We start from the raw sequence: 23,274 nt of genomic DNA, 5'->3' as shown, positions 1-23,274 counted from the left end.
ACTTTCCCCCTCCCCCATTTTTTGAACTGCCCAGACAAGCGCCTCGTGCTGCTGCTTGTACGCGCGTTCGCGACGCCGACTGCGACAAATTGTGTCCGCGGACGGTTGTTACCGAGCGGTCGCATCCCGATCTAGCGGGCATGACTCAGCCCGCCGATATCCCGCTTTCCGTCCTGGATCTGTCGCCGGTTCCTCAAGGAACATCGGTCAGTAAAGCCTTGGCCAATACTTTGGACCTTGCGCGTCATGCCGAGTCTCTGGGTTTCCACAGGTTTTGGCTGGCCGAGCACCACAACATGCCCGGTATCGCCAGCGCCGCCACAACCGTGGTGATCGGTCACGTGGCCGCCGGGACCTCGAAGATTCGAGTCGGGTCGGGCGGAATCATGCTGCCGAACCACGCGCCGCTGATGGTCGCCGAGGCTTTCGGCACGCTGGCGGCCCTGCATCCGGGCAGAATCGATCTGGGTCTGGGCCGCGCGCCGGGCACCGACCAGGCCACCATGCGGGCGCTTCGCCGCTACATGGGCGGGGTCGACCGCTTCGCCGAGGACGTCGTCGAGCTGCAGCAGTGGTTCAAGCCGGCCTCGGAAGACCAGTCGGTGCGCGCCGTGCCGGGCGAAGGACAGGACGTGCCGATGTGGCTGCTGGGCTCCAGCACCTATGGCGCGCAACTGGCCGCGGCGTTGGGCCTGCCCTACGCCTTCGCCGCCCACTTCGCGCCGGACCAGCTGATGGAGGCGATCGAGGTCTATCGCCGCGGCTTCCGGCCGTCCGAACAGCTAGACAAGCCCTACTTCATGATCTGCATCGGGGTGTGCGCGGCCGACACCGACGAGGAGGCGCGACGCCTGTTCACCTCGACCCAGCAGCAGTTCCTGGCCCTGCGCCGCGGCCGCCCCGGCCTGCTGCCGCCGCCCGTAGATGACATCACGGCCATCGCCGCGCCGCACGAACTGGCGGGCCTGGACCATACGTTCCGCTATTCGGCGATCGGCTCGCCGGAAACCGTCGCCGCCAAGGTCAAGGCGGTGATCGCGGCCACCGGCGCCGACGAGGTGATGGCCGCCTCGCAGATCTTCGACCACGCCGCGCGGCTGCGCAGCTACGAGATCCTGGCGGGTCTGCGCGGCGAACTGCGCCAGGCCGCCTGACGCTTTACTAGTGCGAAGCGGCGACTTCCGCCGCTTCGCCGACGAACGCCCGCGAGCCGGTGAGGCGTCCGTAGATTCCGGTCAGGCGCTCGAACACCGGCGTCCAGCCGTGCCGGGCCTCGGCCCGCTGGCGCGCGGCGCGCCCCAGGGCGGCGACGTCGCGGGCGAACAGCGCCTCGACCGCCTCGGCGAACACTCCGCCTTCCGAGGCGGACGCCAGCATGCCGACGGCTTCATCGACGCTTTCGGCCACGCCGCCGGCGTCGATGCCGACCACCGGCAGGCCGCAGGCCATGGCCTCCAGTACGATCAGGCCGAAGGGCTCGTTGTCGTTGGCGTGCACGAAGGCGTCGCAGCCGGCCAGGATGGCGGCCAGGGCTTCGGGATCGCGCTGATAATCCATCGAGATGACGCGGTCGCTGGGCCGCGCGCCCGCCCCGGCCCCGACCAGCAGCAGAACATAGGGCTCGCCCAGCTTCTCGACGGCGTCGACCAGCACGTCGAGCTTCTTTTCGCGCGCCGGGCGGCCGGCGAAGACGAGAATACGGTGACGGTCGGTCAGGCCAAGGCGCCGGCGCAGGGCCGCGCGATCGCCGCGCGCCGGGTGGAAGGTGTCGACGTCGACGCCCAGCGGCAGGCCGATGGCGTCTCGAACCCCCGCTTCGACGAGCCGGCCGGCGATGAAATGGCTGGGCGCCACGACCTGGTCGAACTGGCGATAGATCGCCGCCCAACGCTTCTGGACCGGCTTTTCGGCCCACTCGCCGATGTGCAGCGCCGCCAGGGCGCCAAGATCGGTGTGGCAGAATCCGACGACCGGCACGCCCATGGCGTCGCCAGCCTTCAGCGCCGCCAGACCGGGGGTGTAGGGGTCGCCAGCCTCGATGATGTCGGGCCGCTGGCGAATCAGCCGCTCCATCCAGCTGGTCTTGCCGATCGGCCAGCGGTAGCCGTCGCCGAACGGCAGAGGCGCGGCGTAGATCGACACGCGGCCGTGGCCGTCGTGGGCGTCGCGCGGCCCGGGCACGACCAGGGTGTGGCGCACGCTCGGGCGATTGGCGGCCAGCCAGGCGCGTTTGGCGTTGAGATATCGGCGCACGCCGCCGCTGCGCGGCGCGTAAAGCATTGTCGTGTCGATCAAACGGACGGGCCGACCTGAGGCGGATCGAATCTGCGGCGCGCCGGCTTCGGGGCTCGGCGGGGAAGTGGGCAGAAGATCGATCACGCCGTACCTCGCTGTTGCAGCGGGGCCGTCTTACGCGGCCGCCAAGCGATTAAGGTGCTCAGCGACGGGAGGTTCCCCCGAAGCTTGGCCGCTGTCCAGCGGCTCGCCGCGCCACCCTACGTCGTGCCCGCGCCAGGCGCAAAAACATCTGATACGAGACCGTTCGCTAGGTTGCGTAGGGGGCGAGGATCATGGCGCGGTTTCTGTTCACGACCTGGGAGGGCGGCGGCCACGTCCAGCCGCTGCTGATGGTCGCCGCCGACCTCGCCGCGCGCGGTCACGAGGTGCTGGCGATCAGCGATCCGGCCAACGCCGCCGACGCCGCGGCGCTGTCCGTGCCGTTCCGCGCCTGGACGACCGCGCCGTTCCAGACCGGCAAGTCCCGCGAGGACGACCGGCTGCGCGACTTCGAGGCCGACAACCCGATGGCGGTGATCGAGCGCCTGCTCGACCGGGTGATGACCGGCCCGGCCGCGTCTTACGCCCGCGACGTGCTGGAGGCGCTGGACGATTTCCCCGCCGACGTGGTGGTCAGCCAGGAGCTGCTGCTGGGCGCGATGGTCGCCGCCCAGGCGCGGGGAACCAAGATCGCCCTGCTGGCCGCCAATGTCTGGTCGCTGCCGAACCTGCCCGGCGCGCCGCCGTTCGGGGCCGGCATGGCGCCGGCGGCCGACGACCAGGAGCGGGCCATGCACGCGATGGTCGCCCAGATGGCGCGGGGCCTGTTCAAATCGGGCCTGCCGGCGCTGAACGCCGCCCGGGCCGAGCACGGCCTGCCTGAACTGGCCGACCTGTTCGCGCAGTACGAGGCCGCCGACGCGATCCTGCTGGCGACCAGCCCGGCCTTCGACTTCGCGCCCGATCCCCTGCCCGCTCCGTTCGCCCATGTCGGCCCCTATCTGGCCGATCCGGCCTGGGTGGAGACCATTGAGGTTCCGCAGGGCGATGCGCCGCTGGTGCTGGTGTCGTTCTCGAGCCTTTACCAGGCGCAGGAAGCGACGCTTCGCAACGTGTTGGCCGCCCTTTCCGCCCTGCCCGTCCGCGCCCTGATCACGACCGGCCCGACCTTGGATCCCGCAGAATTTGACGCACCGGCCAATGTTAAGGTGGTGCGCAGCGCCCCGCATGGCGCGCTGTTGAAGAACGCCGCCGCCTTCGTGACCCACGCCGGCCACGGCTCGACCCTGCGGCCGTTGATGGAAGGCGTGCCCCTGCTGTGCCTGCCCATGGGCCGCGACCAGAACGACAACGCGATGCGGGCGGCCCACCGGGGCGCGGCGATCACGCTGGCGCCGGACGCCTCGCCGGAGAAGATCGGCCAGGCCCTGATGCGTCTGCTGGATGAACCGACCTGGCGCGAAGCCGCCAAGGCCTTGGGCGATCAGATTGCCGCCGACGCGAGGAGCCGCAGCGCCGCTCAGGCGCTGGAGGCTTTGATCTGATGCTCACCAGTCGTCGCGGCCGTTGAGGTGGTTCACCGGCAGGGGCGACAGGTCGAAGCCTTCGAGCAGACGAGCGTTGATGGCGACGCGGGGATTGTCGTAGTCGGCCTGGCCGCTGCTGAAGTCGGGAAACTGGCTGTAGGTCCCGCAGCCACAGACGCCGCAGTGATGATGCGTGCCCATGTAGTCGCCCCACTGGTAGGTCGCGACCCGGTCGCGGGCGGTCAGCAGCCTGAAGGCGGCGAGCGGGTAGTAGGCGACCAGATTGCCGCGCTTGGAGCAGAACGAGCAGTTGCAGTCGGCGAGTTCGGTCGGCTCGGTCTCGACCTGGAACTGGACGGCGCCGCAGTGGCAGCTTCCCTTGACGGGCATGACGATCTCCCTTTTCGGCGTCGGAACGCCTGGGAGACTGCCGAAGATCGCTGACAGTTCGTGTCAGCAGTCCCTGGTGGGCGGTGAGGGGATCGAACCCCCGACCCTCTCGGTGTAAACGAGACGCTCTACCGCTGAGCTAACCGCCCGCTCGGGAATGGAGCGCGCTTCTAGCCGCCGAATGGCGGTCTGGGAAGCACGCATGAAAAAGGGCGGGACGCCGTTGGAACGCCCCGCCCCTTTGAAGACCGAAAACGGGATTAGCCGTTCAGGGTGGTCTTCAGGCCTTCACCGACCTGGAAGCGGGCGGTCTTGGAGGCCGGACGCTCGACGGTTTCACCGGTGCGCGGGTTGCGCGCGGTGCCCGCGGCGCGGGTCACGGCCTTGAAGGTGCCGAAGCCCACCAGACGCACGTCCGAGCCCGACTTCAGCGAAGCGGTGACGGTGTCGATGAAAGCTTCCAGGGCGTCCTTCGCCTGGTTCTTGTTGATGCCCGCCTTTTCGGCGATCGCCGTGACGAGTTCGGCTTTTGTGGTCATTTTTATCTCCCAGCCAATAAGCGGCGGCGCTGCAACAGCTTACGCCGCTTCGCTCGCCGGGAAGTATGCGGGGAACGCTTGCCCCGTCAAACGAAGGCGGCGCGGAAAATTCCCGCGCCGCCCCAGTTATCAACAATAAGTTACTGTTAGTGCGTGAGAACCGCGTCGTCTCCGGCTTCATCGCCCTTCGCGGGGCTCGCCAGAGGCTCCTCCGATTCGCTCCACTCGACCGGAGTCAGGGGTCCGGTGAGGGCGTGCTTGAGCACTTCGTCGACCGTCGAGACCGGAATGATCTCGAGACCGGCCTTCACCGATTGCGGCACGTCGACGAGATCCTTCTCGTTTTCCTGCGGGATCAGCACCGTCTTCACGCCCGAACGCAGGGCCGCCAGCAGCTTCTCCTTGAGACCGCCGATGGCGGTCACCCGGCCGCGCAGGGTGATCTCGCCGGTCATGGCGATGTCCTTGCGGATCGGGATGCCGGTCAGCACCGAGACCATGGCCAGGGCCATGGCGATACCGGCCGACGGACCGTCCTTGGGCGTGGCGCCGTCCGGCACGTGCACGTGGACGTCGGTCTTCTCGAAGATCGGCGGCTTGATGCCGAACGCGGTCGCCCGCGAGCGGACGTAGCTGTTGGCCGCCGAGATCGACTCCTTCATCACTTCCTTGAGGTTGCCGGTGACCGTCATGCGGCCCTTGCCCGGCATCTTCACGGCTTCGATGGTCAGGATGTCGCCGCCGAACTCCGTCCAGGCCAGACCGGTGACGATGCCGACCTGGTCGACTTCGTCGGTCTCGCCGTAGCGGTACTTCTTGACGCCGGCGTACTTGGCCAGACGCTCGTCGTCGATCGTGATCGAGGTGATCTTCTCGCGCGACAGGTCACGCACCGTCTTGCGGGCCAGGGCGCCCAGTTCCCGCTCCAGCGACCGCACGCCGGCTTCCCGGGTGTAGTAGCGGATCAGGTCGCGGATCGCCTTTTCCGGGACGATGAACTCGCTGTCCTTCAGGCCGTGATCCTTGGCCAGCTTGGGCAGGACGTGGCGCTTGGCGATCTCCAGCTTCTCATCCTCGGTGTAGCCGGGGATGCGGATGATCTCCATGCGGTCCAGCAGCGGCTGGGGCATGTTCAGGCTGTTGGCCGTGGTGACGAACATCACCTGGCTCAGGTCGTAGTCGACCTCCAAGTAGTGGTCGCCGAAGGTCGAGTTCTGCGACGGGTCCAGAACTTCCAGCAGGGCCGAGGCCGGATCGCCGCGATAGTCGCTGCCCATCTTGTCGATTTCGTCGAGCAGGACGAAGGCGTTGGTGGTCTTGGCCTTCTTCATCGACTGGACGACCTTGCCGGGCATCGAGCCGATATAGGTGCGGCGGTGACCGCGGATCTCGGCCTCGTCACGCACGCCGCCGAGGCTCATGCGCACGAATTCGCGACCCGTCGCCTTGGCGATCGACTTGCCCAGCGAGGTCTTGCCGACCCCCGGAGGACCGACGAGGCACAGGATCGGGCCCTTCAGGGAGTTGGTCCGGGCCTGCACGGCCAGGTACTCCAGGATCCGTTCCTTGACCTTGTCGAGGCCGTAGTGGTCGGCGTCGAGGATCTCCTCGCTCTCGTTGAGATCGATCTTCTTGGTCTTGGCCTTGCCCCACGGGATCGACAGCAGCCAGTCCAGGTAGTTGCGGACCACCGTGCTCTCGGCCGACATCGGGCTCATGTTGCGCAGCTTCTTCAGTTCGCCCTCGGCCTTGGCCCGGGCTTCCTTCGAAAGCTTGGTCTTCTTGATGCGCTTCTCGAGCTCGATCAGTTCGTCGCGCTGATCGTCGGGGTCGCCCAGCTCGCGCTGGATCGCCTTCATCTGCTCGTTCAGATAATACTCGCGCTGGGTCTTCTCCATCTGGCGCTTCACGCGCGAGCGGATCTTCTTCTCGACCTGCAGCACCGAGATCTCGCCTTCCATGAGGGCGAAGACCTTCTCCAGGCGCTTGGTGACGTCGAAGATTTCCAGCAGGTGCTGCTTGTCGCCGATCTTCACCGACAGGTGGGCGGCGATGCTGTCGGCCAGCTTGCCCGGCTCGGCGATCTGCGGGATCGACGCCAGGGCCTCGGGCGGCACCTTCTTGTTCAGTTTGACGTAGTTCTCGAACTGCTCGACGACGGCGCGCGACAGGGCCTCGGCCTCGGGACCGGCGCCCTGGTCTTCGCTGACTTCGCCGACCTGGGCCTCGTAATAGGCCTCCTGCTCGGTGAAGCGCACGACGGCGGCGCGGCCCTTGCCCTCGACCAGCACCTTGACGGTGCCGTCGGGCAGTTTCAGCAGTTGCAGCACGGTGGCCAGCACGCCGACTTCGTAGATGTCGGCCGGAGCCGGATCATCGTCGGCGCTGTTCTTTTGGGTGACGAGCAGGATCTGCTTGTCGCCGCGCATCACTTCCTCGAGGGCGCGGACGGATTTGTCGCGCCCAACGAACAGCGGCACCACCATGTGCGGGAACACAACGATATCCCGCAGGGGCAACACAGGAAGCGTACGGATCTCAGACATGTTTTCACTCCCGGCCGGCGCGCGAAACTCGCGCCTTGCCACGCGGACCGCCGTCACTTCAGACGATGCGCCTGAGTCGTACGGTCCGTCCGCCCGGGACTGGGCGGATGGTCGTTATTTATGTGGACCTTTTGCGACGCGGTTCAAGCGTGCTCGCCCGCCAGCGGCGACGAGTCGCGCATTGGTGGTGAGGCTGGATATTTCGGTCGCGCGGCGGGCTGAGCCATGGGGGATTTCGCCGCTTGGCCGCTGACGCAGCGGCATATCGTTTCCTCGCCGCAGTGCGAGAAAGCGTGATCCTTCTCCCCTCGCGGGAGAAGAAAGGAACCTCCCCCTGTGGGGGAGGCGATCGCGCAGCGATCGGTGGGGGGTGTTGGTGCGAAATCGGCAAGCGCTCCGAAAGCTGAAACCGTCCCCCCACCGGCCTTCGGCCGCCTCCCCCACGGGGGGAGGTTCCTTGGGATGCGGACACGGCTTCTCAGGCTCCCGCGCAGTTGCGCGTTAGGTCGGGGAGGCGCGGAGCGGCCGGGCGGAGCCCGGAGACCGTATGGTTTGTTTGCGTTTCGGCTTCGTCAGACCGCTCCGCCGCACCGTAGGCTCGAAGGACCGGGGGCGCGGGCCTCTTTCAGCCCTGGACCCGGTTGTCCCTCGGACGGGCAGGATCAATAGCCCCGCGGTGATCCGGCGGCGCCTCGGCTGATCCTGTTAGGCCGGTTTGAAACGATCCCGACCCTGTCGACCCGCTTGTCTCGTCACGGAACGGCTTGGCGGCCCAATCACGCCTTCTGAGCGATCCTGCAAACCCGCCCTTCCCATGACGCCCCAAGCGGCCCCGCTCGATGCGATCCGCAGCCGCTAACTCGGGCCGGTACCAAGAGCCCTCCCCATGGCTGGGATGGGTTGATTATGGGGCGGCTCGAGTGGGGGAGGATAAGTCGGGGTGATAAAGTTGTAGGGCGTTGAGTTGGTTGGGTTCTTTTCCGATTACGCCGTGTGAGCAGCGTGCGTAAGCCCCGATCCTTCTCCCCTTGCGGGAGAAGGTGGCGGCCGAAGGCCGTCGGATGAGGGGTCTCTCAAATGGGAGACGCTTCCGCCCGGCCTAACCGCCGCACGCGGCTTCGAGATTTGAGAGACCCCTCACCCGACCTCGCTCCGCGAGGCCACCCTCTCCCGCAAGGGGAGAGGGAAAAAGAAAACGGCGGGTCCTGGGGACCCGCCGTTCTCATCTCTCAAGCGATGCAGCCAGGCCTTAGGCCGAGGCCGCTCCGCCCTTCTTTTCGGCGTAGATCAGCAGCGGCTGGGCGCGGCCTTCGACGACCTCGGCATTGACCACCACTTCCTCGACGCCCTCGTAGTTGGGCAGTTCGAACATGGTCTCCAGCAGGATGCCTTCCATGATCGAGCGCAGGCCCCGGGCGCCGGTCTTGCGGGCGATGGCCTTCTTGGCGACGCCGTGCAGGGCGTCCTCGGTGAAGGTCAGGCCGATGTTCTCCATCTCGAACAGGCGCTGGTACTGCTTGACGAAGGCGTTCTTCGGCTCGGTCAGGATCTTCACCAGGGCGGCCTCGTCGAGGTCTTCCAGGGTGGCGATCACCGGCAGACGGCCGATGAATTCCGGGATCAGGCCGAAGCGCTGCAGGTCGTCGGGCTCGACGCCGCGCAGGATCTCGCCGGTGCGACGGTCTTCCGGATCGGCGACCTTGGCGCCGAAGCCGATCGACTTGGCCGAACCGCGGGCCGAGATGATGCGCTCGAGGCCCGCGAAGGCCCCGCCGCAGATGAACAGGATGTTCGTCGTGTCGACCTGCAGGAACTCCTGCTGCGGATGCTTGCGCCCGCCCTGCGGCGGCACGGAGGCGACGGTGCCTTCCATGATCTTCAGCAGGGCCTGCTGCACGCCTTCGCCCGACACGTCGCGGGTGATCGACGGGTTGTCGGACTTGCGGCTGATCTTGTCGATTTCGTCGATGTAGACGATGCCGCGCTGGGCGCGCTCGACATTGTAGTCGGCGGCCTGGAGCAGCTTCAGCACGATGTTCTCGACGTCTTCGCCGACGTAACCGGCTTCGGTCAGCGTCGTCGCGTCGGCCATCGTGAACGGCACGTCGATGATTCGGGCCAGGGTCTGGGCCAGCAGGGTCTTACCCGTGCCGGTCGGACCGACCAGAAGGATGTTCGACTTGGCCAGTTCGACGTCGTTGTTCTTCGAAGCGTGGTTCAGGCGCTTGTAGTGATTGTGCACCGCGACCGCGAGCACCTTCTTGGCGTGACCTTGCCCGATCACGTAGTCGTCCAGGACCTCGCAGATCTCGCGCGGCGTCGGAACGCCGTCCTTGGACTTCACGAAGGCGATCTTGTGCTCTTCACGGATGATATCCATGCAAAGCTCGACGCATTCATCGCAGATGAACACGGTGGGTCCGGCGATGAGCTTGCGCACTTCATGTTGGCTCTTTCCGCAGAAAGAACAGTACAGGGTGCTCTTGGCGTCGCCGCTGGCGGCTTTCGTCATGGTCGCTTCTCACGCTAGGGCGTTTACGGCGAAAGCCGCTACCGCCGACCCCCACGCGTATCCCGCCACCGAAGCAACAGGATACCGAACGGGAGTTGTCTAATCCTTGACATTCCCCGATCCGAACGCGCGGCACAAGCCTTGGAGCCCGTTTCCGGCGCCAAGTTCGTGGATGTTTCGCGTCTGATCATGGGATTCCATCCCTAGATGGGACGACTGTAGGCCAAAGCAAGCGCCAGACGGGGTGTGGAACATCGACGCAGGCTCTAAGCTTTTCGAACACAGCCGGAATCGTGCTGCAAGCGGCGCCGTTAAAAGGAGTTCGCCCGAGGGGCGGAGACGAAATGGCCGAGACCCAAGAAACGGCGCCGGGCGCGTCGCACGACGCTCACGCCCCGACCCACACCGAAGCCAGCCCGCCGCTGGTGGCCTTCGACTTCGACGGCACCCTGACGGTGCGCGACAGCTTCACGGCTTTCCTGAAGTGGCGGGTCAGCGGCGGCCGCTGGACGATCGGCATGATCCGCCTGGCGCCGGCCGCCCTCTCCTACCTGTTCCATCGCGACCGGGGCCGCATCAAGGCCGCGGCCATCCGCGAATTCCTCAAGGGCGTGCCGCAGGAGCGGCTGGAGGCCCAGGCCCGCAAGTTCGCCGAGGGCCATGCGCAGAGCCTGTTCCGCCCCGACGCCCTGGCGGTGTGGCGGCGCTGGCGGGCGCAGGGGGCCAGGATGGTCATCGTCACCGCCTCGCCCGACCTGGTGGTGGCCCCGTTCGCGCGCGGCATCGGCGCCGACCTGCTGATCGGCACAAGGCTGGCCTTCGACCTCAACGGCAAGGTGGTCGGCTCCCTCCTGGGACCCAACTGCCGGGGACCCGAGAAGGTGGTGCGCCTGCGCGAGACCTTCGGCGAGAACATGAAGCTGGCCGCCGCCTACGGCGACACCTCCGGCGACACCGAGATGCTGGCCATCGCCCAGGAGCGCGGCTACCGCATCTTCAAGGGCAAGCCGGTTTAGGGCCAAGACCCTAGCCCTTCATATCCCGTCATTCCCGCCCTTGTGGCGGGAACCCCTCTGTCAGCCGCAAGCGCAGATGGGGCGGATCGCTGGCGATCCGCTGGCGATTCACGTGCGAACGGAACCAGGGTTTCCCGCCACAAGGGCGGGAATGACGGGAGGTTATGGGCCAGGTTAGGTCCGGTTGCCCCTTCCGCTACTCCACGCCCGCTCCCGCCTGGGCGAAGCCCGCCGGGAGCTGGGTGGTGCTGACCGACAGGCTGCCGATCACCGAATAGGCCTGGTCGAAGACCGCGCGCTGGTTGGCGTCGAGCGACTTGTAGAGCCGCCCCATGGCCTTCACCCGCCGCTGCTCGAACGCCAGCTGCTCGCGCTGCAGGACGAGGCCGGCCTTGGCCTGGGCGAGCGGGGTCTCGTCCTCGGGCGCGACGACCGCCAAAACGAGGCCCGAGGGCTTGGCGTTCGAGGCCAGGATGAAGTCGCGCCAGCGGCCCTGCTGGGCGGGCGTCAGGGAGAGGTTCTGCCGCAGGGTCGCCAGGCCCGCCGTGACGCCGTCCTGCAGCAGGCGGTCGGAGACGATCTGCTGCACCTGCTCGGGGCTGACGGCCAGCCGCATGGTGGCGACGCCGTGCTGGGGCGTCGGATCGGAAAGACCCTGGGCGTGGGCGGCGGCGCCCGCCAAGCTCAGGAAGGCCGCGCAGGCCGAAAGCAGCGAAAGGCGGCGGAGGGTCATGGCCGGGCTCCGGGGAGAAAGGATCGTCATGCGATCCTTGTCGCCGCCCTGCCCGGCCGATCTGGGGCCTGTTTGTTTCGTCTTTCCCCGCGCCCCGGCCCAACTCGGCCATAAACGCCCCGCGTTCGACGGTGAACGCTACAGGAAGCGCTGGAGGAGATTGGCCGGCTTCAGGTTCACCTTGCCGGCCGAGGCCTTGCAGATGTAGCTGCCGCCAGGGGTCTTGCCGAACTTCTTCCAGCCGGCCCGATGATAGATGCGCTTGTTCTGGGCCCAGACGACCTCGTCGCCCTTGCACCCGGCCTGGGCGCGCTGGACGGTCGAGAACTCGGTGATCAGCGCGTCGCCGCCAGGGGCCTGCGGACACCACATCGTGCACTGCGCCGCGGCCGCCCCGGCTACGAGAACGCCGGCCAGCAGAGCCGCCGACGCCACAGCGGCCGACACAGTCCTTGCTTGATTTCGCATGGTGACCCTCCCCCTCGGGGAGATCATAGGTTGAGGCCGAAACCTACGCAACGCGCACGAAAAAGCCGCCGACCTCGCGGCCGGCGGCTTCGTCTTCAGATCGTCAGCTGGCTTTAGGCGCCGGCTTCCGAGCTTTCGCGGTTCTCGTGGATCTGGTCGATCAGGCCCCAGGCCTTGGCTTCCTCGGCGCTCATGAAGTTGTCGCGGTCCAGGTCGCGCTCGACCTCGTCATAGGTGCGGCCGCAGTGCTTGACGTAGATCTCGTTCAGGCGGCGCTTGGTCTTGGAGATGTCCTCGGCGTGACGGACGATGTCCGAGGCCTGGCCGCGGAAGCCGCCCGACGGCTGGTGCACCATGATGCGGGCGTTCGGCAGGGCGACGCGCTGGCCGGCGGCGCCGGCGCAGAGCAGCAGGCTGCCCATCGAGGCGGCCATGCCCATGCACACGGTGGTCACCGGGCTCTTGATGTATTGCATGGTGTCGTAGATCGCGAGGCCCGACGTCACCACGCCGCCCGGCGAGTTGATGTACATGGCGATTTCCTTCTTGGGGTTCTCCGACTCCAGGAAGAGCAACTGGGCGCAGATCAGCGAGGCCATGCCGTCCTCGACCGGGCCCGTGAGGAAGATGATCCGCTCCTTCAGAAGGCGCGAGAAGATGTCGAAGGCGCGTTCGCCGCGGCTGGTCTGCTCGACCACCATGGGAACCAGGTTCATCGCCGTCTCGACCGGATCGTACATCATGTGGGGTTCGCCCTTCTCAGAATGTCCTTGCGGGCGCGAATCACCGCCGCGCTCTCGCTCCTGACGCATATCGCGTGGCGCTTAACAGGTTGCAAGGCGCCGGCCCAAAGACGAGGTGTGCAACCCCGCACAGATTGCGCCTCGCGAATAACCAACCTCAAGGCGTCCGAAGAGCGCCGCCACGGGGGACGGCCGCCGGACGGGAAACCACAGACATGGAAGACACGCTGGAAGCCGTGCAGCTCTTCGAGGGTCTGGACATACTCTGCAACATCGTCCTGCCCGACGACCTCTACGCCATGGTCGACCTTGGTACAAACGGGCGACCGCTCGTCGGCCTGGCGACCGGCCCGCTGCCCGAGCCGCTCTGGAGAATCAGCCTCACCGCATGGGACGGGAAGGTGGCCAAGGCCTACATCAGCACCAGCTCAGGCAATGCGTTCTGGAACACGGGATCTGCGCAATTCGGCCCCGGCGCCATCGCCATCATGCCCGACAACCGCTCGACGATCCTTCTGACCCTGCAGCCCCAAAAACAGAACAGCTTCCTGCTGCAGGCGGCCTATCAGCCAGGCGGCAATATCGGGCCCGCGCAAGGCCCGAACTTCGCCTATCTCTCGACGGGCGCCGCCGCGCCGGTCCTGGTCACCCTGAAAAGCTCGAACTGAAGCCCTGGACGCTAACGAAAAGGGCGCGGACCTCTCGGTCCGCCCCCTTCAATTCGTCACCCGAAGGAGCGACGGCTTCAGCCGCCGTAGCCTTCCGGCAGGTCGTCTTCTTCCAGGAGCTCTTCCTTGGAGACTTCCTTTTCCTCGATCTTGGCCTTGCCGAAGATCAGGTCGACGACCTTGTCTTCGTAGATCGGGGCGCGCAGCGAGGCCTGCAGGTCGGCGCGCTGGCGGTACATGTCGAACACCTGCTGGGCCTGGGCGCCGTACTGGCGGGCTTCGCGGACGATCGCTTCGTTCAGTTCCTGGTCGGTGACGACCACGTCGTTCTTGCGGCCGATCTCGGCGAGCACCAGACCCAGGCGCACGCGGCGCTCGGCGATCTTGCGGTACTCGTCCTTCAGCTGGTCTTCGGTCTTGTCGGCGTCTTCCGGCGGCAGGCCGCCTTGCGACTTGTCGGCCTGGACCTGTTGCCAGATGCCGGCGAACTCGGCGTCGACCATGCGCGGCGGCAGCGGGAAGTCGTGCTTGGTGTCCAGCACGTCCAGCAGGGCGCGCTTCAGCTTGAAGCGGCTCGAGTTGGTGTAGCGGCCTTCCAGGTTCGACTTCAGCAGGTCCTTCAGGGCGGCCAGATCGGCCAGGCCCAGGCGCTTGGCCAGCTCGTCGTCCGGCTCGGCGTCGACCGGAGCGCGCACTTCCTTGACGGTGGTGGCGAACTCGGCGGCCTTACCGGCCAGTTCGGCGGCCTGGTAGTCTTCCGGGAAGTTGACCTTCACGGTGACGACGTCTTCCGGCTTGGCGCCGACCAGTTGCTCTTCGAAGCCCGGGATAAACTGGCCCGAACCGAGCACCAGCTCGGCGTCGTTGGCCGTGCCGCCGGCGAAGGCGACGCCGTCGATGGTGCCGACGAAGTCGATCAGCAGCTGGTCGCCGTCCTTGGCCTTCAGGCTCTTGCCCTTGCGCGGCTCGTAGGTGCGGGCCTGCTTGGCCAGCTCGGCCAGGGCCTCGTCGACTTCGGCGTCTTCGATCTTGTAGACCGGCTTGACCAGCTCGATCGAGGTCGGGTCGATCGGCTCGAATTCCGGCATGATCTCGACGGCCAGGTCGAAGGCGAGGTCTTCACCACCGGCGATGACCTTGTCCATGTCGGACGTCGGCTTCAGGTCGGGCTGGCCGGCGGGGCGCAGCTTGTTTTCGTCGAGGATCTTCTGGGTGGTCTCGTTCAGCGCCTGCTCGATGACTTCGCCCATCAGGCCCTTGCCGTACAGGCGACGGACGTGAGCGGTCGGCACCTTGCCGGGGCGGAAGCCCTTGACGTTCATCTGCGGCGCGACTTCGGCGATACGAGCCTCGAGACGCGTGGCCAGCTCACTCGCGGGCACCGTAACGCCGTAAACCCGGCTGAGGCCTTCGCCCGACTTTTCAACGATCTGCATCGACATTCTTAGCTTCTCGGCTCTGGGCGCCCGCGCCCGTCGTCCGCCCCAGGGGTCAAAAAATCATAGCCGCCCACGTCACCGGGGGCGGCGAAAGAGCGCCCTTATGTCACGACACTTCGCGTCGATCAAAGGGTATGGCGTCGCCGCGCGCAAAACGCTGCGCGCGGCGACATGGTGCGGATGAGAGGATTCGAACCTCCACGCCTCTCGGCGCTGGAACCTAAATCCAGTGCGTCTACCAGTTCCGCCACATCCGCATGGGCGCAGAGCCTTAGCCGCGACCGCGACCGATTTGAAGTGGCGCCGCAGATTTTTCGCGCCAGGGCGGAACCGGCCAGCGATCGCGTCGTTCTCATCGTGTCCCGTCGAGCGTAACGCCACGGGGCATTAACCGGCCCGGGCCTTGCCCCCCCGACTGACGCCCGGGCCGGTTTTCCCTCTCCCCCTCGATCAGATCTCGCGAATCCCTCAGCGCACGGACGTGCCGCTTGAATTTTCGTGGATTCGCACGCAACCATTCAAAACCAGCGACGGTTAACTGCGCCATGGCGTAGGAGGCAGCGTATGCGGACGATCGAGGTCACCGAGACCGAGGCCGGATGGGAGGTCACCTGCGACCGGCAGGTGCTCTATACCGACCTCGCCGAGCAGCGCTCGTTCCAGGCGGCGCTCGACTACGGCAGCCGGCTGTTCGACGAGGGCGTGCGCGCCGAGATCGTGCTGCACCGCCTGGAAGCCTGAAGCGCCCTCCCCGCCCTGTCCGACCCGCGGTCGCGACCTTGCGTCCCCTTGCGATCGGCAAACGAGGCCTTTAAAGCCGCACGTGCATCAAGAGTTGGGCTCGCCCAACGCCAACCTGCTTCCCGAGCAAGGTGGCGCCCCGTCGGGGGGATGCGGCCGCGACGGCAACGAAACGGGTGATCCCTAAAGCCGTCCCGAGTCTTGTTTTTTCGACGGACGGACGCAGCGCATGCCCATCAAGATTCCCGACAACCTGCCGGCCCGCGCTTTGCTGGAAGCCGAAGGCCTGTCGCTGATGGCCGACACGGAGGCCGCCCGCCAGGACATCCGGCCGCTGCGCATCGCCCTCCTGAACCTGATGCCCGACAAGCCGACCACCGAGCGCCACTTCGCGCGCCTGCTGGGCGCCAGCCCGCTGCAGATCGAGCTGTCGCTGATCCAGATCTCCGGCCACGCGCCCAAGACCACCTCGGCTGAGCACATGCTGGCCTTCTATCGCCCGTGGGACGAGGTGCGCGGCGAGCGCTTCGACGGCCTGATCGTCACCGGCGCGCCGGTCGAGACCCTGGCCTTCGAGGAGGTCAGCTACTGGGACGAGCTTTCCCGCATCTTCGACTGGTCGCAGACCAACGTGCATGCGGGCTTGGCCGTCTGCTGGGGCGCGCAGGCCGGCGTGCGCCATTTCCACGGCGTGCCCAAGCACGTGCTGTCGGAGAAATGCTCCGGCGTCTTCCCGCACGCCAACCTGGCGCCGGCCTCGCCCTATCTGCGTGGCCTGGCCGACGAGATCGACATCCCGGTGTCGCGCTGGACCGAGGTGCGGCCCGAGGACCTGCCGGCCGACGGCTCGCTGAAGGTGCTGCTGGAGTCCGAGGAATCGGGCCTGTGCCTGCTGGAGGACGCCCGCCGCCGCTGGCTCTACATGTTCAACCATCCGGAATACGAGACCGGCACCCTGGCGGCCGAGTATCACCGCGACAGCCTGATAGACCCGACGACGCCGCCGCCCGCCCACTACTTCCCCGCCAACGACCCGACCCGCGCCCCGCGCAACCGCTGGCGCAGCCACGCCCACCTGCTGTTCGCCAACTGGCTGAACGAGGTCTACCAGACCACGCCGTTCGAGCTGGAGACGATCGGGGCGGCGTAAGGACACCTCTCCCTATTGGAGAGGGTTTGCACGTTCGTCCCACAGCCGCTTGAGCACCGCCGACGCCAGGCCCGGCAGGTCCTCGGCGATCAGGCCCGGGCCGTGCGCCGTCGCGCATTCGGCGTGGATCCAGGCGCCGGCGCAGGCGGCGTCAAAGCTTTCCATGCCTTGGGCCGCCAGGCCGGCGATGAAGCCGGCCAGCACGTCGCCGGAGCCGGCCGTGGCCAGCCAGGGCGAACCGTTGAGGTTCACCGCCGTGCGGCCGTCGGGGGCGGCGATGACGGTGTCGGGGCCTTTCAGCAGCACGATCGCCCCGGCGCGGCGAGCGGCCTGCCGGGCCGCGGCGATGCGTTCGGGGGCGGTCTTCAGCAGGCCGGGGAACAGCCGCTCGAACTCGCCGGGATGCGGGGTCAGCACGTCGTCGCGATCGAGGCGGGCGAAAAGCTCTTCGGGCGCGTGGGCGAAGCTGGTCAGGGCGTCGGCGTCGACCACCAGGGCCGCACCGGTGCCGGCCAGGGCGGTGAGGTTGCGGGCCGTCGCCTCGCCCACCCCGGCGGCCGGGCCGATGACGGCGGCGGCGGCGTTGGCGGCGCGCTCGGCCAGATCGATGTCGGTCTCGAACGGGGCCAGCATCACCGCCTCCAGATGGGCGGCGTTGACCGCCAGGGCGCTCGGCGGCGACAGCAGGGTGACCACGCCCGCCCCGATCCGCAGGCCGGCGCGCGCTGACAGCCGCGCCGCGCCCGTGCTCCAGGCCTCGCCGCTGACCACCACCAGCCGGCCGCGCGCATGCTTGTGGGCGTCGCTCGAGGGCCAGGGGAAGCGCGCGCCCCACAGCGACGGGTCGTTCTCGAAGAGGTCGCCGGCGCCGGTGTCGGAGAGGCCGATATCGACCACCTCGACATCGCCGCAGGCCGCTCGGCCCATCCCTCCCCCGGGCGCGAGCACGTGGGCGGGCTTGCGGCGGTGGAAGGTGACGGTCAGGGCCGCCGCCAGGGCGCGGCCGGCGATCGGCCGGCCGGTGTCGCCATGGATCCCGCTGGGCGTGTCGATGGCGACGATGCGCGGCGACAGGCCCTCGGCGGCGCGGGCCAGATCGTCGGCGACGCCTTCCAGCGGCCGTGACAGGCCGGCGCCGAACAGGGCGTCGACATAGAGCTCGGCGGGGCTGAGCGCGGGGTTCAGCGGATGGACCTCGCCGCGCCAGCGCTCGGCGGCCCAGCGGCAGGACGGCGTGGCGGGCGGCGCCAGGGCCTCGACCCGCACCGGCCAGCCGCGCCGCTTCAGGTTGCGGGCGACGACATAGCCGTCTCCGCCGTTGTCGCCGGGGCCGCACCAGATCACGACGGGGCGGCGCGACCAGCGCTGGCGGATCGCCTCGGCCGCGCCCTTGCCGGCCCGTTCCATCAGGGTGGTCGCCGGCGTTCCCGCCGCCACGGCCGCCGCATCGGCCGCCTTCATTTCGGCGACGCTCATGATCGCATTTGGCATGATCTGGCGAGGCATGCAGGGCTCCATCAAAGAACGCCGGTGGAGGCTTCCCTGCCTTTCTCGACGAGCGCCAAGCCATTGTCGACGACTTCGAAGACGGTGACGCTGGTGTGGTCGGGCCGGAAGCTCATCACCGCCGCCGAACCTTCCGCCGCCGCGACGGCGGCGTTGAGGGCGACGAAGTGGCTGAAGACGGCGCATCCCTCGTATCGCGCCAGAGCCTGGGCCACCTCGCGGGTCCAGGACAGATAGTCGCGATCGCCCTCGATATCGGCCCAGTCGCCGGCGAAGGCCTGCTTCAGCCAGGCGGGGCGCGCCTCGGGCGACAGGGCCTCCGGGGTCGGAATTTCGCCGACGGCCGGCTCGATCTCGACCGAAACGCCCAGCAGTTGCGCCAAAGGCGCGGCCGTCTCGCGGCAGCGGCGCAGGGGCGAGGAGACGACACGGGTCGGGCGCTCGTCCGTCGGCAGGGCGAAGAGCGCGGCGGCGACCGCCCTCGCCTGCTCCTGGCCGGCAGCGTCCAGGCCCGGATCGTCGTCGTGGCCGCCCCAGGTCGCGGCCGGCTTGCCGTGGCGGATGACATGGACGCGGCCCATCAGGCGGCGTCCAGCGTGAAGAGGTTGCGCACACCGTCGGGATGGCGTCCGACCGTTCCGGTGCGGCCGACGCCCTCGCGGCCTTCGAGATCGGCCAGGGTCGCCGGATCGTCGGGGGTGTTGGCCACGAACCGCGCGCCGTCCGCAGTACGGCCGACGACGACGCCCATGCGCGGCCCCTGGCGGGCGTGGACGACGGTATAGGTCTCGATGCTCGCGCGCCCCTCCGGCTTCTCGACGATCGGCGGATGCGGCAGGGCGTCGATCTCTTTCTGGATCACCGCCGGATCCTCGCGCCGCCATTCGCCCTCGACCGGGCGGGTCGAATAGATCCCCACCGACTGCTTGGTCAGGAACCAGCCGTTGGCGGTCGACAGGCCGTAGGCGCCGGGCCGGGCCCGCAGCCGCCCGACCAGCCGGGCCACGGCGTGGAGGCTGTAGTTGTTCCCCGGCCCGCCGAAATAAGGCAGGCCGCCGGTGACGGTCAGGCCGCGCGGGTCGTCCAGCGCCAGGCCCAGTTCCTCGGCGGCGATCTGCACGGCCGAGGGGAAGCAGGAATAGAGGTCGATCAGGTCGAGGTCCTCGAGCCCGATCCCGGCCATCTCCAGCGCCCGCTGGCCGGTCAGGCGGATGGCCGGGCTGGAGTGGAAGTCCTGCCGCTGCAGCGGGTACCAGAGGTCGGCGGCGTCGGCGCAGCCGTGCAGGAACACCCAGCGGTCCTCCGGCACGCCCAGTTCGCGGGCCATGCCGACGCTGGCGACCAGCACGGCGGCCGACTGGTCCACCTCCATGATGGCGTTCAGGTACTTGGGGTAGGGATAGCCGACCATGCGGTTGCGCTCGGTGACCGTGACCAACTCCTCGGCGCTGCGCTCGACCGGGAACCAGGCCTCGGGATCGGCGGCGGCGACCTTGCTGAACGGCGAGAACAGCGCGCCCAGTCGCGCCTGGTGGTCGGCGAGCCTGCGCCCGTCTCGGGCCCGCAGGGCGTTTTCGAACAGCGGATAGGTGTTGACCGGATAGCCGAGGCCATGGGCGGCCTCCTGCTCGGTGACGCCGGGGCGCGGGTCGCCGATGCGGGCGGGCCTGGTTTCGATGTCGTCGGCCCAGCCGTCGAAGCCCAGGCCGCCCTTGGCCCGCTTCATCAGCGAGCCGAGGAATTCGGCCCCGGTGACGAGCCCCAGACGCGACTCGCCGCGGGCGATGCGCTCGGCCAGGATGTTGATCGCCTGCTGAGGGCTGTTGCCGCCGGTCTGCGTATAGACAGCCCAGGCCGGATCGGCGCCCAGCGCCCGGGCCAGGCTGGCCGGCGGATCCGACAGGCGGGGAAGCGGCAGCTTTGAAAGCGCGCCCGGAGCGTCGATGCTGAACGCTACGACCGCCAGAGCGTCCAAACGCGCAAGAACCGTCCCCTCGACTCCCGTGTCGGCGTCAGCGCGTTTCGCCGCAATTCTCAGCAATTCCAGTGGCGAAGGCGAATTTTCGGCCGGACCGCGAAACGTGAACTGCCCCGCGCCGATCAAAACCGGCGTCTCGTCCCGCATGTTCGCCCCCGTTCAAACGATTGTTTTCGCGATCCTAGGCGGGGTTGAGGGCGCGGCAAGGCCGTTTTGAGCCACAATTCCGAAATGCATATTTTTCGATCAAATCTCGCTCAAGATTTGCTCATATGCCAAAACCGAAAGCGGAAGCACGACAATCGCGAGACAGCCTGCTTGTGGCGTCCGGGGCGGCGTGATCCTTGCCGCTCAAAGTCAGAGGCCATGCGTCGTCCGGCGCGGAAGAGACCGATGAAAAAGATCGAAGCCGTCATCAAGCCGTTCAAGCTGGATGAGGTCAAAGAGGCGCTCCAGGACATGGGCGTTCAAGGCATGACCGTGCTGGAAGCCAAGGGCTACGGCCGCCAGAAGGGCCACACCGAGCTCTATCGCGGCGCCGAGTACGTCGTGGACTTCCTGCCCAAGATCAAGGTCGAGGTGGTCGTCGAGGACAGCCAGCTCGAGCCCGCCCTCGAGGCGATCACCAACGCCGCCCGCACGGGCCGCATCGGCGACGGCAAGATCTTCGTCTCGGAGATCACCGAAGTCGTCCGCATCCGGACCGGCGAAACCGGTCCGTCCGCCGTCTAACGGCGATCCTCAGACTTTACTCGCTCAAAGGGGATATCAATGAGCACCGCCAAGGAAATCCTGGACCTGATCAAGGAAAAGGACGTGAAGTACGTCGACGTCCGTTTCACGGACGTTCGCGGCAAGATGCAGCACGTCACCTTCGACATCGACCTGGTCGATGACGACTTCCTCAACGACGGCACCATGTTCGACGGCTCGTCGATCGCCGGCTGGAAGGCCATCAACGAGTCGGACATGAAGCTGCGTCCGGACCTGACCTCGGCCATCATCGACCCGTTCTACCAGCAGACGACCCTGGCGCTGTTCTGCGACGTCGTGAACCCGGACGACGGCACCCCCTACAACCGCGACCCGCGCTCGATCGCCAAGGCCGCGCTGAACTACGTCAAGTCGGCTGGCGTGGGCGACACCGTCTATTTCGGCCCGGAAGCCGAATTCTTCATCTTCGACGACGTGCGCTGGTCGACCGCTCCGGAAAACACCGGCTACTCGTTCGACTCGAGCGAACTGCCGGTCAACTCGGGCAAGGTCTATCCGGAAGGCAACATGGGCCACCGCCCGGGTCCCAAGGGCGGCTACTTCCCGGTCAACCCGGTCGACTCGGCTCAAGACCTGCGCGGCGAAATGCTGGCCGTCATGGGCGAGCTGGGCATGAAGCCGGAAAAGCACCACCACGAAGTGGCGCCCGCCCAGCACGAGCTCGGCCTGAAGTTCGACACCATGGTCACCATGGCCGACCGCATGCAGCTCTATAAGTACGTGATCCACAACGTGGCCCACGCCTACGGCAAGACGGCCACCTTCATGGCCAAGCCGATGTTCGCCGACAACGGCTCGGGCATGCACGTGCACCAGTCGATCTGGCAGGACGGCAAGCCGCTGTTCGCCGGCGACAAGTACGCCGGTCTGTCGCAAGAGTGCCTGTGGTACATCGGCGGCATCATCAAGCACGCCAAGGCCATCAACGCCTTCTCGAACTCGACCACCAACAGCTACAAGCGCCTGGTGCCGGGCTACGAAGCCCCGGTGAAGCTGGCCTACAGCTCGCGCAACCGCTCGGCCTCGATCCGCATCCCGCACGTCGACTCGCCGAAGGCCAAGCGTCTGGAAGCCCGCTTCCCCGACCCGATGGGCAACCCGTACCTGACCTTCGTCGCCCTGCTGATGGCCGGCCTGGACGGCATCATCAACAAGATCGACCCGGGCGCTCCGGCCGACAAGAACCTCTACGACCTGCCGCCCCGCGAGCAGAAGAAGATCCCGGAAGTCTGCGGCTCGCTGCGCGAAGCCCTGGAAAGCCTGGACAAGGACCGCGCCTTCCTGAAGGCCGGCGGCGTCATGGACGACGACTTCATCGACAGCTACATCGAGCTGAAGATGGAAGAAGTGATGCGTCTGCAACTGCACCCGCACCCGGTCGAATTCGAGATGTACTACAAGTGCTAAGCCTTACGGCCTGAAGCACTTTGGGATCGGCCCGGGGCGCAAGCTCCGGGCCTTTTCTTTTGGAGAGGACGCATGATCACGACCAGCTGCCACTGCGGCGCCGTGGCCTTCGAAATCGAGACCGCGCCGGCCGAGGTGACCGACTGCAACTGCTCGATCTGCCGCCGCTACGGCGTGCTGTGGGCCTATTACAGTCCCACGCTGGTGCGCCGCGTCGAGGGCGGCCCGACCGACACTTATGAGTGGAACAACCACGCGATCGCCTTCCACCGCTGCCGCGCCTGCGGCTGCGTCACCCACTGGAGCTCCAACGACCCGACGCGCGACAAGATGGGGATCAACGCGCGGCTGATGGAGCCGGACGTGCTGGCGGCCGCGCGGGTGCGGCGGCTGGATGGGGCGGTGAGCGAGCGGTACGTGGACTGAGAAGCGATATCGCTTCCCAGTCCCGTCGTAGCCAGAGCCAAGCCGATCAGGCGTCGGTCTGAGTGATCCCCTCGCGGAACTCGTCGGCGGGAACGAAGGCGGCGCCGTCCTCGTCCAGCACCCATGCGCCCTTGAAGGCGGCATGGTCCGGGTCGAGATCCGCATCGAGCAGGTCGCCCTCATAGAGGCCGACATTGGTGTAGTCGAAATCCAGCGACAGCTGGCTGGCGAGATCGAGCATCTCGTCCGCCATTCGGCGGGCGTAACCCAGGGCTTCGCTCTCGTTGGAGAACTCGTCCGTCAGGGTGTTCACCTCCGCTGAATCGCTGCCTTGGGTCGCGCTGGTGGTGACGATGGTGAAGGCGGGCATTGGTCATCTCTCGAAGGTGTTGAACCACTCACCTAATCCCATTCGCCGGGAAGAGCGGCCCTATT

The 23,274-nt window shown here is 67.3% G+C and carries 22 protein-coding genes, 2 tRNA genes and 1 riboswitch; of the genes, 9 read left to right on the top strand and 15 right to left on the bottom strand.

The features are described from left to right. Nucleotides 1–140 precede the first annotated feature (140 nt). Nucleotides 141–1,154 carry an LLM class flavin-dependent oxidoreductase gene (locus tag AC07NG_RS16320; protein WP_492855557.1) on the top strand — a complete coding sequence of 338 codons (1,014 nt, stop codon included), beginning with the start codon at nt 141–143 and terminating at the stop codon, nt 1,152–1,154. A gap of 7 nt (nt 1,155–1,161) precedes the next feature. On the opposite strand, the gene AC07NG_RS16315 is transcribed toward AC07NG_RS16320, so the two are convergent. Continuing rightward, nucleotides 1,162–2,367 carry a glycosyltransferase family 4 protein gene (locus AC07NG_RS16315; RefSeq protein ID WP_494595214.1) on the bottom strand — a complete coding sequence of 402 codons (1,206 nt, stop codon included), beginning with the start codon at nt 2,365–2,367 and terminating at the stop codon, nt 1,162–1,164. Nucleotides 2,368–2,570: 203 nt separating this feature from the next. Between AC07NG_RS16315 and AC07NG_RS16310 the strand changes: the two genes are divergently transcribed. Further along, complete coding sequence (locus AC07NG_RS16310) at nt 2,571–3,821, top strand: glycosyltransferase (RefSeq protein ID WP_494595137.1); 1,251 nt, start codon at nt 2,571–2,573, stop codon at nt 3,819–3,821. A 3-nt stretch (nt 3,822–3,824) separates the two neighbouring features. On the opposite strand, the gene AC07NG_RS16305 is transcribed toward AC07NG_RS16310, so the two are convergent. The 5 genes from AC07NG_RS16305 to clpX all read right to left on the bottom strand — a co-directional run bounded on the left by AC07NG_RS16305 (nt 3,825) and on the right by clpX (nt 9,790). After that, the gene (locus tag AC07NG_RS16305; RefSeq protein ID WP_492855560.1) at nt 3,825–4,193 is read right to left on the bottom strand and encodes a GFA family protein; all 369 of its coding nucleotides are present in this window, start codon (nt 4,191–4,193) and stop codon (nt 3,825–3,827) included. A 74-nt stretch (nt 4,194–4,267) separates the two neighbouring features. Further along, nucleotides 4,268–4,342: transfer RNA gene (locus AC07NG_RS16300), tRNA-Val, on the bottom strand. Nucleotides 4,343–4,453: 111 nt separating this feature from the next. Beyond that, nucleotides 4,454–4,732 carry an HU family DNA-binding protein gene (locus AC07NG_RS16295; protein ID WP_110117750.1) on the bottom strand — a complete coding sequence of 93 codons (279 nt, stop codon included), beginning with the start codon at nt 4,730–4,732 and terminating at the stop codon, nt 4,454–4,456. A 146-nt stretch (nt 4,733–4,878) separates the two neighbouring features. Continuing rightward, nucleotides 4,879–7,278 carry an endopeptidase La gene (gene lon, locus AC07NG_RS16290; RefSeq protein ID WP_492855562.1) on the bottom strand — a complete coding sequence of 800 codons (2,400 nt, stop codon included), beginning with the start codon at nt 7,276–7,278 and terminating at the stop codon, nt 4,879–4,881. Nucleotides 7,279–8,527: 1,249 nt separating this feature from the next. Beyond that, nucleotides 8,528–9,790, bottom strand: a complete 1,263-nt coding sequence (gene clpX, locus AC07NG_RS16285; RefSeq protein ID WP_058350342.1) for an ATP-dependent Clp protease ATP-binding subunit ClpX — start codon at nt 9,788–9,790, stop codon at nt 8,528–8,530. A 344-nt stretch (nt 9,791–10,134) separates the two neighbouring features. Between clpX and AC07NG_RS16280 the strand changes: the two genes are divergently transcribed. Then, nucleotides 10,135–10,806 (top strand): HAD-IB family hydrolase, encoded by a 672-nt coding sequence (locus tag AC07NG_RS16280; protein WP_492855563.1) that lies wholly within the window; start codon nt 10,135–10,137, stop codon nt 10,804–10,806. A 196-nt stretch (nt 10,807–11,002) separates the two neighbouring features. Here AC07NG_RS16280 and AC07NG_RS16275 read toward each other — a convergent pair whose 3' ends face one another. From AC07NG_RS16275 to AC07NG_RS16265, 3 genes are all read right to left on the bottom strand, one after another. Further along, nucleotides 11,003–11,539, bottom strand: a complete 537-nt coding sequence (locus tag AC07NG_RS16275) for a Spy/CpxP family protein refolding chaperone (RefSeq protein ID WP_494595136.1) — start codon at nt 11,537–11,539, stop codon at nt 11,003–11,005. Nucleotides 11,540–11,677: 138 nt separating this feature from the next. Further along, the gene (locus tag AC07NG_RS16270) at nt 11,678–12,007 is read right to left on the bottom strand and encodes a hypothetical protein (RefSeq protein WP_494595135.1); all 330 of its coding nucleotides are present in this window, start codon (nt 12,005–12,007) and stop codon (nt 11,678–11,680) included. 113 nt (nt 12,008–12,120) lie between these two features. Beyond that, nucleotides 12,121–12,750, bottom strand: coding sequence for an ATP-dependent Clp protease proteolytic subunit (locus AC07NG_RS16265; RefSeq protein ID WP_110121833.1), 630 nt, complete (start codon nt 12,748–12,750; stop codon nt 12,121–12,123). Nucleotides 12,751–12,965: 215 nt separating this feature from the next. Here AC07NG_RS16265 and AC07NG_RS16260 point away from each other — a divergent pair, with 215 nt between their 5' ends. Next, the gene (locus tag AC07NG_RS16260; protein WP_494595133.1) at nt 12,966–13,418 is read left to right on the top strand and encodes a hypothetical protein; all 453 of its coding nucleotides are present in this window, start codon (nt 12,966–12,968) and stop codon (nt 13,416–13,418) included. Nucleotides 13,419–13,495: 77 nt separating this feature from the next. On the opposite strand, the gene tig is transcribed toward AC07NG_RS16260, so the two are convergent. Further along, entirely contained in the window at nt 13,496–14,854 is a 1,359-nt protein-coding gene (tig, locus tag AC07NG_RS16255; protein WP_492855622.1) for a trigger factor, read from the bottom strand. 175 nt (nt 14,855–15,029) lie between these two features. After that, nucleotides 15,030–15,114, bottom strand: a tRNA-Leu gene (locus AC07NG_RS16250). Nucleotides 15,115–15,421: 307 nt separating this feature from the next. Between AC07NG_RS16250 and AC07NG_RS16245 the strand changes: the two genes are divergently transcribed. Both AC07NG_RS16245 and AC07NG_RS16240 read left to right on the top strand, forming a co-directional pair. Then, the gene (locus AC07NG_RS16245) at nt 15,422–15,598 is read left to right on the top strand and encodes a hypothetical protein (protein ID WP_487288789.1); all 177 of its coding nucleotides are present in this window, start codon (nt 15,422–15,424) and stop codon (nt 15,596–15,598) included. 79 nt (nt 15,599–15,677) lie between these two features. Then, a riboswitch (SAM-I-IV-variant riboswitch) is annotated at nt 15,678–15,780 on the top strand. Between the two features lie 47 nt (nt 15,781–15,827). Then, entirely contained in the window at nt 15,828–16,748 is a 921-nt protein-coding gene (locus AC07NG_RS16240) for a homoserine O-succinyltransferase (protein ID WP_494595131.1), read from the top strand. Nucleotides 16,749–16,760: 12 nt separating this feature from the next. On the opposite strand, the gene AC07NG_RS16235 is transcribed toward AC07NG_RS16240, so the two are convergent. From AC07NG_RS16235 to AC07NG_RS16225, 3 genes are read right to left on the bottom strand one after another with little or no spacing between them, the layout of a single operon-like run. Beyond that, nucleotides 16,761–18,239 (bottom strand): NAD(P)H-hydrate dehydratase, encoded by a 1,479-nt coding sequence (locus AC07NG_RS16235; RefSeq protein WP_494595212.1) that lies wholly within the window; start codon nt 18,237–18,239, stop codon nt 16,761–16,763. A 26-nt stretch (nt 18,240–18,265) separates the two neighbouring features. After that, nucleotides 18,266–18,835 carry a histidine phosphatase family protein gene (locus tag AC07NG_RS16230; protein WP_494595129.1) on the bottom strand — a complete coding sequence of 190 codons (570 nt, stop codon included), beginning with the start codon at nt 18,833–18,835 and terminating at the stop codon, nt 18,266–18,268. After that, complete coding sequence (locus AC07NG_RS16225; RefSeq protein WP_494595127.1) at nt 18,835–20,379, bottom strand: acetyl-CoA acetyltransferase; 1,545 nt, start codon at nt 20,377–20,379, stop codon at nt 18,835–18,837. The genes AC07NG_RS16230 and AC07NG_RS16225 overlap by 1 nt, the downstream gene beginning before the upstream one ends. Before the next feature lie 246 nt (nt 20,380–20,625). Between AC07NG_RS16225 and AC07NG_RS16220 the strand changes: the two genes are divergently transcribed. The 3 genes from AC07NG_RS16220 to AC07NG_RS16210 all read left to right on the top strand — a co-directional run bounded on the left by AC07NG_RS16220 (nt 20,626) and on the right by AC07NG_RS16210 (nt 22,839). Further along, nucleotides 20,626–20,964 (top strand): P-II family nitrogen regulator, encoded by a 339-nt coding sequence (locus AC07NG_RS16220; protein ID WP_035089775.1) that lies wholly within the window; start codon nt 20,626–20,628, stop codon nt 20,962–20,964. 39 nt (nt 20,965–21,003) lie between these two features. Continuing rightward, entirely contained in the window at nt 21,004–22,413 is a 1,410-nt protein-coding gene (gene glnA / locus AC07NG_RS16215) for a type I glutamate--ammonia ligase (protein ID WP_198575022.1), read from the top strand. Nucleotides 22,414–22,485: 72 nt separating this feature from the next. Next, complete coding sequence (locus AC07NG_RS16210) at nt 22,486–22,839, top strand: GFA family protein (RefSeq protein WP_494595125.1); 354 nt, start codon at nt 22,486–22,488, stop codon at nt 22,837–22,839. Between the two features lie 46 nt (nt 22,840–22,885). Here AC07NG_RS16210 and AC07NG_RS16205 read toward each other — a convergent pair whose 3' ends face one another. After that, on the bottom strand, nt 22,886–23,209 hold the full coding sequence (locus tag AC07NG_RS16205; protein WP_492855573.1) for a hypothetical protein: 324 nt from the start codon (nt 23,207–23,209) through the stop codon (nt 22,886–22,888). Between the last annotated feature and the right edge of the window lie 65 nt (nt 23,210–23,274).

This window comes from Caulobacter sp. GW821-FHT10C03, from assembly GCF_059415485.1.
The sequence above is the reverse complement of the archived record's forward strand: the minus strand, read 5'-3'. Positions and strand labels throughout refer to the sequence as shown.